General features: G+C 59.5%; 11 protein-coding genes and 1 tRNA gene. 4 read left to right on the top strand and 8 right to left on the bottom strand.

The genetic code is table 11. From position 1 onward, the window contains the following. Positions 1-245 precede the first annotated feature (245 nt). From V7Q10_RS07540 to V7Q10_RS07520, 5 genes are all read right to left on the bottom strand, one after another. A tRNA-Glu gene (locus V7Q10_RS07540) sits at positions 246-320 on the bottom strand. A 54-nt stretch (positions 321-374) separates the two neighbouring features. Continuing rightward, entirely contained in the window at positions 375-1,172 is a 798-nt protein-coding gene (locus V7Q10_RS07535; RefSeq protein WP_333868457.1) for a lytic murein transglycosylase, read from the bottom strand. A 148-nt stretch (positions 1,173-1,320) separates the two neighbouring features. Then, positions 1,321-2,079 carry an ATP-binding cassette domain-containing protein gene (locus V7Q10_RS07530; RefSeq protein WP_333868456.1) on the bottom strand — a complete coding sequence of 253 codons (759 nt, stop codon included), beginning with the start codon at positions 2,077-2,079 and terminating at the stop codon, positions 1,321-1,323. Positions 2,080-2,090: 11 nt separating this feature from the next. Continuing rightward, positions 2,091-3,425, bottom strand: coding sequence for a sugar ABC transporter permease (locus V7Q10_RS07525; protein ID WP_333868455.1), 1,335 nt, complete (start codon positions 3,423-3,425; stop codon positions 2,091-2,093). A gap of 135 nt (positions 3,426-3,560) precedes the next feature. Then, complete coding sequence (locus V7Q10_RS07520) at positions 3,561-4,586, bottom strand: substrate-binding domain-containing protein (RefSeq protein ID WP_333868453.1); 1,026 nt, start codon at positions 4,584-4,586, stop codon at positions 3,561-3,563. Positions 4,587-4,800: 214 nt separating this feature from the next. Here V7Q10_RS07520 and V7Q10_RS07515 point away from each other — a divergent pair, with 214 nt between their 5' ends. Further along, positions 4,801-6,093 (top strand): ROK family transcriptional regulator, encoded by a 1,293-nt coding sequence (locus V7Q10_RS07515; RefSeq protein WP_333868452.1) that lies wholly within the window; start codon positions 4,801-4,803, stop codon positions 6,091-6,093. Positions 6,094-6,106: 13 nt separating this feature from the next. On the opposite strand, the gene V7Q10_RS07510 is transcribed toward V7Q10_RS07515, so the two are convergent. Beyond that, on the bottom strand, positions 6,107-6,265 hold the full coding sequence (locus V7Q10_RS07510; RefSeq protein WP_333868451.1) for a hypothetical protein: 159 nt from the start codon (positions 6,263-6,265) through the stop codon (positions 6,107-6,109). A gap of 216 nt (positions 6,266-6,481) precedes the next feature. Between V7Q10_RS07510 and V7Q10_RS07505 the strand changes: the two genes are divergently transcribed. Then, on the top strand, positions 6,482-6,940 hold the full coding sequence (locus V7Q10_RS07505; RefSeq protein WP_333868450.1) for an RrF2 family transcriptional regulator: 459 nt from the start codon (positions 6,482-6,484) through the stop codon (positions 6,938-6,940). Here V7Q10_RS07505 and V7Q10_RS07500 read toward each other — a convergent pair. Both V7Q10_RS07500 and V7Q10_RS07495 read right to left on the bottom strand, forming a co-directional pair. After that, positions 6,937-8,064 carry an aromatic ring-hydroxylating oxygenase subunit alpha gene (locus V7Q10_RS07500; protein WP_333868449.1) on the bottom strand — a complete coding sequence of 376 codons (1,128 nt, stop codon included), beginning with the start codon at positions 8,062-8,064 and terminating at the stop codon, positions 6,937-6,939. The genes V7Q10_RS07505 and V7Q10_RS07500 overlap by 4 nt on opposite strands. A 69-nt stretch (positions 8,065-8,133) precedes the next feature. Continuing rightward, positions 8,134-10,323 (bottom strand): dehydrogenase E1 component subunit alpha/beta, encoded by a 2,190-nt coding sequence (locus V7Q10_RS07495; RefSeq protein WP_333868448.1) that lies wholly within the window; start codon positions 10,321-10,323, stop codon positions 8,134-8,136. Positions 10,324-10,506: 183 nt separating this feature from the next. Between V7Q10_RS07495 and tpa the strand changes: the two genes are divergently transcribed. Both tpa and pdxR read left to right on the top strand, forming a co-directional pair. Then, complete coding sequence (tpa, locus tag V7Q10_RS07490) at positions 10,507-11,889, top strand: hypotaurine--pyruvate aminotransferase Tpa (protein WP_333868447.1); 1,383 nt, start codon at positions 10,507-10,509, stop codon at positions 11,887-11,889. A gap of 161 nt (positions 11,890-12,050) precedes the next feature. Continuing rightward, the gene (pdxR, locus tag V7Q10_RS07485) at positions 12,051-13,511 is read left to right on the top strand and encodes a MocR-like pyridoxine biosynthesis transcription factor PdxR (protein ID WP_333868446.1); all 1,461 of its coding nucleotides are present in this window, start codon (positions 12,051-12,053) and stop codon (positions 13,509-13,511) included. Positions 13,512-13,553 lie beyond the last annotated feature (42 nt).

Below are 13,553 nucleotides of genomic sequence, written 5' to 3'. Positions count from 1 at the left end.
ATGCCACCGCCTGCACGCTGGCCGGCCTATCCGCCGCGCGGTTGGGGTAGGGGGGGCATCAAAGCCAAGGTGCAAAGACGATGCAGGATCGCGGCTCGCACTGTCAGGCCATCAACACCCGAGGGTGCCAGCATCAAGAAAGGCTGCAAGCGGAGGTCGTCGGGAAATAAGATGAGTTTGTGCAAACTGATCAACTTTAGGTGAATTGCAGCCAATGCAATATTAACCCAAGTTTTAATTAAAAGTGGCAGCCCGTAGGGGAGTCGAACCCCTCTTGCCTGGTTGAAAACCAGATGTCCTAACCGATAGACGAACGGGCCACTGGGGCGCTTCCTAGAGGGTAATTCGGTGGGCTGCAAGGGGGGAAAAGCGGGTTATCTGTCTATTTTTTCAGCCATCAGTGCAATGGCTTGTTGGTAGACGGTGGCGGCGTTCCATTCTTGAATGACGGCAAAGTTCGGCGCGCCTTCTTGGTAGGCTTTTCCTGCCTGCCAGCCCTTTTGCGCAAGGTAATTGGCGGTTGTGGCCATGGCGTCAGTCAGGTTCTCGAGGTCAATGCGGCCGTCACCATTGCCGTCAACGCCGTAGCGCTGCGCATTGCCCATCAGGAACTGCGTGTGGCCCCATTCGCCATGTTTGGCACCTACTGTGGTCGGGCTGATTGCGCCCTGATCCACCATTTGCAGCGCTGCGATCAGATGCGGTTTGAAGTAATCCGACCGCCTGCAATCCCAAACCAAAGTCGCCACCGCCGAGACGATATTGGTATCGCCCATAAAACCGCCAAAACCGGTTTCCATACCGTGGATCGCCAGTAAAACCCCCGCTGGCACGCCGTATTGCGCCTCAAGGGCTGCAAAAAGCGCGGCATTCTTGGCTTTGCGTTTGCGGCCCTGCGCCACGATGGTCTCGGCCCCGCGCAGGGCCATGAATTTCTCCAGCGTGTATTTAAAGCTTTTTTGATTGCGGTCGGCCGAGATGGTGGCGGTCGAATAACGCGCGGCCTTGAGGGCGGCAAGGCCCGCGGGCCCAACACCTGCTGTCTGCGCTTCGGCCGCTATTGCAGGCTTCCAGCCGTCAAATCCAGCCGAGCTATTGCCACAGGGCGCGGCCCATATCTGGCTCGCGATGAACAGGGCAGGGATCAGCGTTATGATAAATGATTTTGGCATCGGACGCCTTTATGTAAAGCACTATCGCCCCAGCATAGCGGCATGGCTTTGACACGCAAGATCGCTGTTGTGCCTGCCATCTAACAGGCGACAGACATGGCAAAGGCGCAGGGAGGCTCCCTGCGCCTTTCGCTCGTTTCAAGGCTGTTTACACCGCGTTCTCGGGTTTTTTGCCCATGATGATCATGCCAAGGATATCCTCGTCGGTCACCTCGTTGACGTTCACCGTGCCCACGCGCTGGCCGTTCTTCATCACCACGGCGCGATCGCAAAGATCCATCACCGCGTGGATGTCATGCTCGATCAGGAAGATGCCGATGCCTTGCTTTTTCAGTTCGGCAATCAGCTCGGCAACCATCTGGGTTTCTTGTGGCCCCAGCGCTGCGGTCGGCTCGTCCATGATCAGGATCTTGGCATTGAAATAGACCGCGCGGGCGATGGCCACCGATTGGCGCTGACCACCCGACAGGGCAGAAACCGGCACATCAAACTTGCGGAAGTTCGGGTTTAGACGCGCAAGGATCTTGCGAGTCTCAGCCTCCATCGCGCTGTCGTCCAGAAAACCGCCTGGGCCAACAATCTCGCGGCCCAAGAACAGGTTCGAGGCTGCGTTCAGGTTATCCGCCAGAGCAAGCGTCTGGTAGATCGTCTCGATATTATAGCTGCGTGCGTCGCGCGGGTTGCTGATCTCGGCCTTTTCGCCGTTGACATAGATCTCGCCCGCGTCGGCCTGATAGGCCCCCGACAGACATTTGATCAGCGTTGATTTGCCCGCACCATTGTGGCCCAAAAGGCCAACAACTTCGCCTGGATAAAGGTCGATCGAGACATGATCAACCGCCTTGATGCCGCCAAAGGCGATCGAGATATCGCGCATCTCGACCAGAGGTGTTCCTGATTTGCTCATTTCGTCACCCCTCAATTGGTTTTCTTGCGGTAGATGATGTCAAGATAGACAGCCAGCACCAGCGCCAAGCCGACTACGATTTTACGGTAAGACCCGTCACCGTAACCGATCAGCACCATGCCGGTTTGCAAGCTTTGGATCACCATAGTGCCGATGATGGCGCCGTAGATGGTGCCCACACCGCCCGCAAGCGAGGTGCCGCCGATCACAGCCGAGGCGATGACGTAAAGCTCTTCCAGATCGCCCAATGCGTTGGTGGCAGAGGTCAGACGCGCCGAGGCAACCACAGCGGCAAGACCCGCCAGCATCCCCATCAGCGCAAAGATCTTCACCGTCATCATCCGCGTGTCGATGCCCGAAAGCGCTGCCGCCTCTGGGTTGCCACCGATGGCAAAGACATAGCGGCCAAAGCGGGTGCGGGTCATCAGAATGGTCATGCCGATGCCAACTGCCGCCAAGATCAACACGGGGATCGCAAAGCCGTGGCTGATGAACAGCTCGCTTGGCGGGGTGCTGATATTATGCGCCTCGGCATAGGCTTTGACGATGCCAATAGGCCAAGGGTAGGCGTCAACCACCAGCACGGCGGCAATCAACACGCCACAGGCAAGCCCTGCTACCGTTGCTTCAGCCCAAAGCGGGCGAAGGCGGAAGTCGTGCTTCATTCGGTTCATGCGGCCGCGATACATCAGCAGCAAGACCACAGCACAGCCCAAAAGCCCAACGATCCAGCTGCCGGTCGAGCCGATGGCACCATAAGGCCCGCCGCCCAGCAGGGCAAAGTTCTGATCTACCGGCGCAATGGTCTTGCCGTCGGCCACCAAAAACGCAGCCCCGCGCCAGATGAGCATGCCGCCCAGCGTCACGATAAATGCCGGAATGGCAAGGTAAGCGGTCAGCCAGCCCTGCAAGCAACCAATCAGTCCGCCCAGCAGGATGCCGACGATCACTGTGATCACCCAGATCGCCGGATGGCCAAGGCCCAGATATTGCGGCAGGATATTGACCTGCAACACGCCCATGATCATGCCGGTAAAGCCGACGATCGAGCCTACTGACAGGTCAATGTTGCGGGTGACGATGACCAGAACCATGCCCGTGGCCATAATGCCCGTCACAGCGGTCTGCACCGACAGATTCCACAGGTTGCGCGGGGTCAGAAAGACGCCGCCACCCTTGAAAAACACGCCGTAAAAATGAAAGCCAAGCCAAATAAGGATCAGCGCCCCAACCATGCCCAGCATGCGGGTGTCCAGTTCGGTAGCACGCACGAATTTGGCAACCGGATTCAGCTTTGCGGTACTGACCTGAGGCGCGTGCTCTTGATGTTCGTTGGTGTCTGTCATGTCCTCATCCAGCATCCGAGAGGGGAAGGCGCAGCCGTTTTGCAAAGAGTTTAGATCAAATCTGTGATCGTATCTGCACGCGCGCCTATAAAAAAGGCGCCACCCAAGCGGGTGACGCCCCTGTTTTAGCCTAGATTACTGGCAAGCAGCAACGTCAGCCATTGCACCTTCGCAGGCAGCCTCTTTGGTGATGTGACCTGCGTCAATCGCCAAGTTCAGCGTGTCTTTGGTGATCGGGGTTGGCGAAAGCAGGATCGCGTTCATCTCAACGCCATTGGCGCCGCCGTTGAACTTGGATGCGCCAGCGATGGCGTCCAAAGCGGTGCCTTCAGCCAAAGCCGCTGCGATTTCGCCAGCAGCTTTACCCAGTTGACGCGAGTCTTTCCAAACCGAAACGGTCTGGGTGCCACGGGCCACACGGTTGATAGCTGCCAGATCGCCGTCTTGGCCGCCGACTGGGATCACAAGACCCTGTGCGGACAAAGCTGCAACCACGCCGCCTGCCATGCCGTCGTTTTCCGACAGAACAGCGTCAACTGCGTTGTTGTTGGCGGTCAGGATCTGCTCCATGTTCTTCTGAGCATTCTCTGGCTTCCAGCCGTCGGAGCTTGCTTCGCCAACGATCTTGATGGTGCCGGCTTTGACAGCATCGCCGATGACTTCTTCCATGCCTTCACGCAGGAAAGCAGCGTTTGGATCGCCTGGGTCGCCCAGGATGATCGCGTAGTTGCCGTCGCCTTTAACTTTCATGACTTCTTCAGCGATGATCTTGCCAACGCCTTTGTTGTCGAAGGTCAGATAGAAGGTGCGTGCATCTTCGATCAGACGGTCGTAGCCAACCACTGGAATGCCTTCGGAAGCGGCTTTCTCGATGGCAGGACCGATTGCGTCTTTGTCCCAAGCGTTGATGATCAGAGCGTTTGCGCCCTGTGCGATCAGCGCGTCAACGTCCGACAGCTGCTTTTCCGACGACGACTGAGCGTCAGCCGAAATATACTCGTCGCCAGCGGCTTCGATAGCTGCTTTCATTGCAGCTTCGTCGATCTTCCAGCGCTCTTCTTGAAAGCTCGCCCAAGACACGCCGATTTTCTTGCCTTCTGCGAGTGCAGCCGACGAAAAACCTGCTGCGGCGATAACCGCAAGCATAATTACCTTACGCATTGTAATCCTCCCTATGGATTCGGTCGCTTATCTGACCTGTTCTGCAGATTCGCTAGAACTGCCGCAAATTTGCCGCGAATAAATTCAGTTGTCAAAATAAAACTGTCGCGTAACATCCGGATGTGACAGAAATTCTGCATGCGCACTGCTGCATTGCAGCGAAATTCATGATTTTTAGTGATTTTGCTGCGTTTTTTGTTAGGGGAGCGAATAAATGTCAGCCGATGGCCTGGGCCACAGCGATCTTGAGGACGAATCGAAGGCGGCACTTCAGGGCTTTGGGCCGCTGATTCCGCCCTTGTCCGAATCGATGCGCCCGTTGCGCCAGCAGGTATTTGACCGCGTGCGCGCAACGGGTTTGGTGGCGCGGGTGCAGGTGGCCAAAGATCTGGGGGTCTCACCGGCCACCGTGACCACGATTACCTCGGAATTGATCGAGGCGGGGCTGATCGAAGAGGTCGCAGCCCCGCGCGATAGCGACTCGGGGCGTGGCCGCCCTGCGGTGGCTTTGGGGGTGCGGCGCGGCGCGCATCTGGTGGCGGGCATGAAAATGTCAGACCGTGAGCAATCGGCGGTTATCGTTGATTTTGCAGGCAATTTGGTGGCCAATGAGGTGCTGCCGCGGAGGCCAGGGGCGCTGTCGTCGGCCGGCATGCTGGATGCGATCGAGTCGCTGCTGACCCGGGTCTGCGACAAAGCCGGCATTCATCGCTCGGCGCTGTCGGGGGTTGGGATTGGCTTGCCGGGCTTTATTGATAACGCCGAAGGTCTGGTGCTGTGGTCCTCGACCCTAACAGAGCGCGGGGTGGGGCTGGTGGATATGGCGCAACGTCGGCTGCAACTCCCCGTTTTTATTGACAATGATGCCAATCTGGTTGCCATGGCCGAGCTTTGGTTTGGCGCGGGGCGCAGCTTGGCGGATTTTGCGGTTGTCACCTTTGAACACGGCGTTGGCATGGGCTTTGTGATGAACCACAAGCTTTATCGCGGCGCGCGACGTTTGGGGATGGAGCTGGGCCACACCAAGGTGCAGCTGGACGGGGCGCTGTGTCGCTGCGGCCAGCGCGGTTGCCTCGAGGCCTATGTCGCCGATTACGCGCTTGCACGCGAGGCCAGCACAGCGCTGAATTGGGGCGACCGCGAGGGCCAGCCGATATCTGTGCTGTTGGAAAGTCTTTATGAACAGGCGAAATCTGGCGATGTCACCGCCCGCAGCATCTTTCGCCGCGCGGGGCGGTATTTGGCGGTGGGGCTGGCCAATGTGGTCAATCTGTTTGACCCCTCGCTGATTATTCTGTCCGGCGAGCGGTTGAAGTTTGACTATCTTTACGCCGCTGAAACTCTGGCCGAGATGGATCATCTGGCGATCAACACAGGCCGTCCGCGCCCGCCGATCGAAATTCATGCTTGGGGCGATCTGCTTTGGGCGCATGGCGCCGCAGCGCTGGCACTGTCGTCGGTGACCGAGCGTATCCTTGCGGCAAGCCGCGAGATAGCCGCGCAATAAACCCAGTTATATCTTAGGGTTGAGAGATGCGTTGCATCTGCGGCACATGGCTAGACAGCATACCATCCGGCGCGAAAATGAAAAACAGCGCACCGAAATAGGCCAGAGCAAAAACAATGGCAGCCCCAAATGTAGCACGTTTTGCGCGGGAATTGGGCAGCGATTGGGTCATGATGATTTCCTATACACAAAGCATAGACGATGCTGGGACCCTACGCTGCGATTTTGATTCTGCAAAGTACAATCATCTACGGTTTAACTCGTGATTTATGCAAATCAGCAGCGAAAGTCGGTTTTCCTCTTGGATATCGGCCACATCGCCTGCATCCTGCTATCGGCAAAACTTTGCCGATGGGGGATTTTAAGCGATGGCGGCAGGGCGCAGGCGATGATCACGCAGAAAATGAAATATGCGTTGAAGGCCCTTTTGGTGCTGGCCGATGAGGCGGCAAGTGCGGCGCCAGCAGCCTTGACGATCGAGGCTGTGGCCAAGCGTTCGGGCACGCCCAAACGCTTTCTCGAGCATATTTTGCTGGATCTGCGCAACGCGGGGTTGATCTCGTCAACGCGGGGGCGTTCGGGCGGTTATGTGCTGATCAAGCCGCCGGCAGAGGTGTCGATTTCCGAGCTGTTGCGGCTGATTGATGGCCCGATAGCGCCGCTGCCCTGCCTGTCGCGGCGGGCCTATCAGCGCTGCGAAGACTGCGTCGACGAAGACAGCTGCCGGATTCGCAAGGTCTTTGCCGACATCTTTTGGTCGTACCTTTTGCTGATCGAGTCGCTGTCGCTGGCCGATATGCTGCGCTCGGATGCGGTGGCGGGGCAGGTTTTGGGCGTGCAAAGCTAGGCGGGGATGCGGCTTGCAAGGTATTGCGCAAACTCGAAATTTGGCCGCTCGAGATGGCTAAGCGGCCCCGGTGCTGAAAGCCCGGCTTCGATCCCGGCATAGACTTTCTCGACACAATCCTTGTCTTCGATATTCACATCATCAAGCAGCGCCTTGACGGTTTTCAGATAGCCCTCGGCCTTTGGATCGGCGCACCAATCGCGCGACATGCCGCCGCCATAAAGCACATTCACATGATCGGCCCCATCGGGTGTCAGGCACAGATACCAAAAATAGCCCGGCGTCAGAGTAATCATCAGCGAAGGGTAGATCGACAACAGCCAAGTGATGCGGCGCTGATCGCCGACAAGCTCTGTGTTATCAGGATGCGCCAAAGACAGCGGAATGCTGTCGTTTTTCATGATGAAATGGTAGTTGAAGGCAGGCGAGCCTTCGGGGCAGGTCATTTTCATCAGATCAACCGACCCGCCAATGGTGCCCGCATGGCAGACCGGCAGGTGATAGCTTTCCATGAAATTCTCGGCCAGAACCTTCCAATTGGTGCGCCAGCGAAAGCTTTCGCGAAAGGTCTCGCGGTAAGAGGCCATATCCAGATATCCGACAAGGTTTTCAACCTCTTGCAAGCTTTCGCGCGGGTCGGGGGCATCTGGGTTCAGGCTGACCATGATCCAGCCCAGCCAGTCTTGGCAGCGGATGGTTGGCAGCGCGATCTGGTCTTTGCAAAAGGCCTGATTGCCCGCCATGGCTGGGGCCCCGCGCAGCGATCCGTCAAGATTATAGGTCCAGGCGTGATAGGGGCAGACGATGGATTTGGTGGTGCCGCGCCCCTCCAGCAGCTTGGACATCCGGTGCCGGCAGACATTCGACATCGCCCGCAAGTGGCCGTCTTTGTCGCGCAGCACGATGATCGGCTCGCCGGCAATCTCCATGGTCAGATAATCGCCCGCATTTGGCAAAGCATCGGCCCGGCCTGCGCAAAGCCAGTCTTGGCCAAACACGTGCTTTTGTTCCTGCGCCAGAAATTCGGCGCTGGTATAGACCGATTTCGGCATCGCATGCGCTTGGCTAAAGGGCACAGAGACATTGGCATGCAGCTCGGCTGCGGCAGAGGTCGGCTTGGTCATGGCATCCTGCTTTCGCAAAAGGTTCGCTTAGTTGGCAGCAAGGCGGCGCAAAGCGCAAGTCAATCTTGGCTAAGGGCTGCTTGCCGTCAGGCTTTGCGCCGCCGCGATCAGCGCTTGGGTCGAGGGCAGGGTGGCGGCATAGGCGGGCCCTGTGGCGATAAAGCTGTCGGTGGCGGTCAGCCGCGCGGTTTTGGCCGCACTGCTTTCGGCAAACAGCGCCATCAGCGCCTCGGCAATGCCGCCCGAGTGGCGGGTTTCATCGACGATCAGGATATGGCGGCAGCCTTTGGTGGCAGCAATCAGTGCCTGTGTCGGCAGTGGCGACAGCCAGCGCATATCAATGATGCGGGTGGCAAGCCCCAAAGCGGTCAGCGCGGGCAGGGCTTGCTGTGCCAGATAACAGCCATTGCCAAAGGTCACGATGGCCAGATCTTCGCCCAGACCCTGCTGGCCAACCTGACCAAAGCCGATGGTCTGATCGGGGGCGGGATAGGTCTGCATCCAGGCGCCGTCTTTGTCCGCGTGCAGATCGCGCATCGGGTAAAGGGCGATGGGTTCGACGAAAACCACCAGCCGTTGTTCCTCGCGCGCCAGCCGTGCGCATTCGCGCAGCATCATCGCGGCCTCTGCGCCATTCGACGGGCAGGCCAATATCAGCCCCGGAATATCGCGCAGCACCGCCAGCGAGTTGTCGTTGTGAAAATGCCCGCCAAAGCCTTTTTGATAGCCCAGCCCCGCGATGCGCAAGACCATCGGGTTGCTGTATTGCCCGTTCGAGAAAAACGGCAAAGTGGCGGCCTCGCCGCGCAGCTGGTCTTCGGCATTGTGCAGATAGGCCAGAAATTGAATCTCGGGGAAGGGCAAAAAGCCGTTTTGCGCCATGCCGATGGCAAGGCCTAGGATAGATTGCTCGTCCAGCAGCGTGTCGATCATCCGCGTCGCGCCAAAGCGCTGCGCAAGCTTTTGGGTCACGCCGTAAACCCCACCCTTGCGGCCGATGTCTTCGCCCATCATCACCATCTCGGGGTGGGTCAGCATCAGATCGGTCAGCGCCCAATTGATCAGCCGCGACATGATCTGCGGCTGATCCATCACCGCCATATCCGCGCCAAAGGCGGCTGCGCGCGCGGCAGGGCTTGGGCCATTGCTGGCGGCGTTGTGGCGCTTGGGCGGGATGATCGCGGCCATCACATCGCTGGCGCTTTGCAGCTTGGGGCGGGCGGTGGCCAGATCAGACAGCCGTGCGACTTCGATCTGGGTCTCCAGATAGATCTGCAAGGCATGCTCTGCGGTCAGCGCGCCCGATTGATCCAACAGCCGCACCGCCTGCAACAGCGGGTCTTGCGCCTCTTCAGCCTCGACCTCGGCGCGCGGCAGATAGGTGGTGGGCACATCGGCCCCGGCATGGCCATAAAGCCGAATGGTTTTCAAATGCAAAAACGCCGGTTTGCGGCGGCTGCGGGTAAACTCTGCGGCCTGCTGCGCGACGCGGTAGGTCTCGAAGATATCCAAGCCATTGGCGTGGAAATAGCGCAGGCCCGGCCGGTTTGAAAACGAGGCCGCGATCCAGCCGTCAGGGGTCTTGGTGGAAATGCCAATGCCATTGTCTTCGCAGCAAAACAAAATCGGCAGCGGATGCGATTGATAGGCGGTCCATTGCGCGGTGTTAAAGGCACCTTGCGCGGTGGAATGATTGGCCGAAGCATCGCCAAAGGAACAAAAGATCAGCGCGTCATCGGGCAGGCTTGCGTGTTCGGGCCGCGCCTTGCGGGCGGCACCAATGGCATAGGCCGCCCCCACCGCCTTGGGCAGATGGCTTGCGATGGTCGAGGTTTGCGGCGGGATGTTCAGCGCCTTGGACCCCAGCACCTTATGCCGCCCGCCCGAGATCGGATCCTCGCGCGAGGCCGCAAAGGACAACAGCATGTCATAGGCCGGGGTTTGGCCCGGCACTTGCCCCGCACGGGCAATCTGAAACGCCGCGTCGCGGTAGTGCAAAAACGCCATATCGCTGGGCCGCAGCGCGCGCGCCACAGCCGCAAGGCCTTCGTGGCCAGACGATCCGATGGTGTAAAAGCCTTTGCCCGCCCGCTGCATCACCCGACTTTGCCGGTCAAGCGCGCGCGAGATACAGGCGGCGCGGTAAATCTCGACCGCCTCAGCCGCGCTTAACGGGCCAGAGGCCGGCGCGCCTGCGGGAAAGTCGCGCGCGGCCACACGGCGCAGAAAGTTGTCATGAACGATATCGGCGCGGTCCATCGCAGGCTCCTGTTTTCGGCCAGACTAGCCGATTGTGGCGCGGGGATGAAGCCACCGCTTGCACCCGCCTTTCTGGCCTTAGCAGAGCATTTGCTCTGGACATAAGGAAATGCCAGCACTTCCCTGATGATACCAGATGAGGGGTCGCATCGGGCGGCCCAAAGCTATTGAAGAGGTCAGGCCATGGATGGCTATACGAACGCCAATGATATCAGCGCTGTGATCGCCGCCGATAAGGCGCATGTCTGGCATCACCTAAGCCAGCACAAGGGCTACGAATCCCCCGATGTCGATCCGCGCATCATTGTCGAGGGCAAGGGCCTGCGGGTTTGGGATGCGCGCGGCAAGGAATATATCGACGCGGTTTCGGGCGCTGTCTGGACGGTGAACGTGGGCTATGGCCGCACAAGCATTGCCGACGCTGTGCGCGACACGCTGGTTAAGATGAACTATTTTGCCGGCGTTGGCGGCTCGGTTCCGGCGGCTTTGTTTGCCGAACGGTTGATCTCGAAAATGCCGGGCATGAGCCGGGTCTATTATTCCAACTCGGGCTCTGAGGCCAACGAGAAGGTCTATAAGATGGTGCGCCAGATCTCGCACAAGCATCATGGCGGCAAGAAGTGGAAGATCCTGTACCGCGAGCGCGACTATCACGGCACCACCATCGGCACTTTGGCGACCAGCGGTCAGGCCGAGCGCGCGGCGCAATACGGGCCCTATCCTGACGGCTTTGTGATGGTGCCGCACTGCCTTGAGTATCGCAAGCAGTGGGATGTCGAAAACTACGGCGAGCGCGCAGCCGATGCGATCGAAGAGGTGATCCTGCGCGAAGGCCCAGATACCGTCGGCGCAATCGTGCTGGAACCCGTGACCGCAGGCGGTGGCGTGATCACCCCGCCCGAAGGCTATTGGCAGCGGGTTCAGGAAATTTGCAAGAAATACAACGTCTTGCTGCACATTGATGAAGTGGTTTGTGGCCTTGGCCGCACCGGCACTTGGTTTGGCTATCAGCACTACGGCATCAAGCCGGATTTCGTGACCATGGCCAAGGGCGTGGCCTCGGGCTATGCCGCGATCTCTTGCACTGTCACCACCGAAGAGGTGTTTTCGCTGTTCAAGGATGCGGGCGATACCATGTCGTATTTCCGCGACATCTCGACCTTTGGCGGCTGCACCGCGGGGCCTGCGGCGGCGCTGGAAAACATGCGCATCATCGAGGACGAAGACCTGCTGAACAACACCCTGAAGATGGGCGCGCGGGTGATGGATAACCTGAACGCGCTGATGGACAAGCACAAGGTTATTGGCGATGTGCGCGGCAAGGGGCTGTTCTGCGGCGCGGAATTGGTGGCCGATCGTGTCACCAAAGAGCCGATGGATGAAAAGAAAGTCATGGCTGTGGTGGCCGATTGCAACGCCCAAGGCGTGATCATCGGCATGACCAACCGCAGCTTGCCGGGGCTGAACAACACGCTTTGCCTCAGCCCAGCCCTGATCGCCACTGCCGATGATATCGACCAGATCACCGGCGCGATCGACAAGGCCCTGACCAAGGTCTTTGGCTGATCTTTTGATCGTCTGATCTGATAAAAACCGCCGTGCGCCCTTGGCTGCGGCGGTTTTTTCATGGCGCCAAGCGCTATCGGCCGGGGCTTGACATTCCCGCAGCCTCAGCCGCCTATAAGTCCAGCTGATCAGCCAAATGAGGCCAGCCAAACGAGGCCAGAATGTCGATCCCCGCCGAAGCCTTTGTCCTACCTGCCGCCGCACGCGGCACGCTGCAACAACGCATCCGCCAGATGGTGACCGAAAGCGTGCTGTCGGGGCGGTTTCGCGCCGGGCAAAAGATGCCCTCGTCGCGCGGCTTGGCCGAACATCTGGGCATCAGCCGCATCACCGTGACGCTGGCCTATGCCGAATTGGTCAGCGCCGATTATCTGTCGGCCAAGGGACGCTCGGGCTATTTCATCTCGGAAAACGCGCCGCGCGCGCCGGAATTGCCCGCCCGCGCGCCGCGTGCCGAGGGGGCCGATTTCGCGCGGCTGACGGGGGGGCGCTATTCGGGCTTTGAAACCGTGAAGCGGCCGTTGGATTGGGACAATTACGATTTTCCCTTCATCTATGGTCAGGCGGACCCAAGCCTGTTTGATCACCAAAACTGGCGGCTTTGCGCGCTGCGCGCCTTGGGGCGCAAGGATTTTGCTGCGCTGACCAGCGATATGTATGACCGTGATGATCCGTTGTTGATCGAGCATCTGCTTCGCTCGATCCTGCCACGGCGCGGGATTGCCGCGCGCGAGGATGAGGTTTTGCTGACCATGGGGGCGCAGAACGGGCTTTGGATCACCGCGACCGCGCTTTTGGGGCAGGGGCGGCGGGCGGTGGTGGAAAATCCCGGCTATTCGGGCCTGCGCGGGATTTTGGCGCCTTCGGGGGCAGAGGTGATCTCGGTCGATGTCGATGCTGATGGGTTGCCGCCTGATGCGGTGCCCAAGGGCGTCGATGTGGTCTTTACCACCGCCAGCCACCAATGCCCGACCAATGCGACGATGCCGCTGGAGCGGCGCTTGGCGCTGCTGGAGGCGGCAGGGCGCGAGGGCTTTGTGATTGTCGAGGATGACTACGAATTCGAGATGTCGTTTCTTAAACCCGTTTCGCCGGCGCTGAAGTCTTTGGACAGCGAGGGGCGGGTGGTCTATGCGGGGTCGTTTTCGAAAAGCGTGTTTCCGGGGATGCGGCTTGGCTATCTGGTGGGGCCTGCAAGCTTTATCCGCGAGGCGCGTGCCTTGCGGCTGATGATGCTGCGCCATCCGCCTGGGCATATTCAGCGCACGGTGGCCTATTTTCTAAGCCTTGGCCATTATGACGCGCTGATCAACCGCATGCGCAACGCCTACCGGCGGCGCAGGCAGGTGATGGAAGAGGCGATCCGCGAGACGGGGCTGGTGGTGGCAGGGCAGGGCGGCTTTGGCGGTTCGAGTTTCTGGATGCGCGCGCCTGCGGGGGTGGACACCGAGGTGCTGGCCGAAGCGCTGCGCGGCGAGGGCGTGCTGATCGAGCCGGGGCGGGTGTTTTTCGACCCGCAGCAGGCGCCGAAGAATTTCTACCGGCTGGGCTATTCCTCGATCTCGCCTGCGAAGATCCCCGAAGGCATTGCGCGCATCGCGGCAGCTATTCGGCGGGCCTGAGCGCGCAACCTGTAGGCCAGCGGGGCGCTGCCCCGCACCCCG

This window comes from Cypionkella sp. (assembly GCF_036782355.1).
Lineage (GTDB): Bacteria > Pseudomonadota > Alphaproteobacteria > Rhodobacterales > Rhodobacteraceae > Cypionkella.
Note: the sequence above shows the minus strand (reverse complement) of the source record. Positions and strands in the feature narration are given on the sequence as shown.

Coding starts and splice junctions, on each gene's coding strand:
- V7Q10_RS07500 (WP_333868449.1), bottom strand. CDS start 8,064: ATGACCAAGCCGACCTCTGCCGCAGCCGAGCTGCATGCCAATGTCTCT.
- V7Q10_RS07535 (WP_333868457.1), bottom strand. CDS start 1,172: ATGCCAAAATCATTTATCATAACGCTGATCCCTGCCCTGTTCATCGCG.
- V7Q10_RS07515 (WP_333868452.1), top strand. CDS start 4,801: ATGTCAGCCGATGGCCTGGGCCACAGCGATCTTGAGGACGAATCGAAG.
- tpa (WP_333868447.1), top strand. CDS start 10,507: ATGGATGGCTATACGAACGCCAATGATATCAGCGCTGTGATCGCCGCC.
- V7Q10_RS07495 (WP_333868448.1), bottom strand. CDS start 10,323: ATGGACCGCGCCGATATCGTTCATGACAACTTTCTGCGCCGTGTGGCC.
- V7Q10_RS07510 (WP_333868451.1), bottom strand. CDS start 6,265: ATGACCCAATCGCTGCCCAATTCCCGCGCAAAACGTGCTACATTTGGG.
- V7Q10_RS07520 (WP_333868453.1), bottom strand. CDS start 4,586: ATGCGTAAGGTAATTATGCTTGCGGTTATCGCCGCAGCAGGTTTTTCG.
- V7Q10_RS07525 (WP_333868455.1), bottom strand. CDS start 3,425: ATGACAGACACCAACGAACATCAAGAGCACGCGCCTCAGGTCAGTACC.
- V7Q10_RS07530 (WP_333868456.1), bottom strand. CDS start 2,079: ATGAGCAAATCAGGAACACCTCTGGTCGAGATGCGCGATATCTCGATC.
- pdxR (WP_333868446.1), top strand. CDS start 12,051: ATGTCGATCCCCGCCGAAGCCTTTGTCCTACCTGCCGCCGCACGCGGC.
- V7Q10_RS07505 (WP_333868450.1), top strand. CDS start 6,482: ATGATCACGCAGAAAATGAAATATGCGTTGAAGGCCCTTTTGGTGCTG.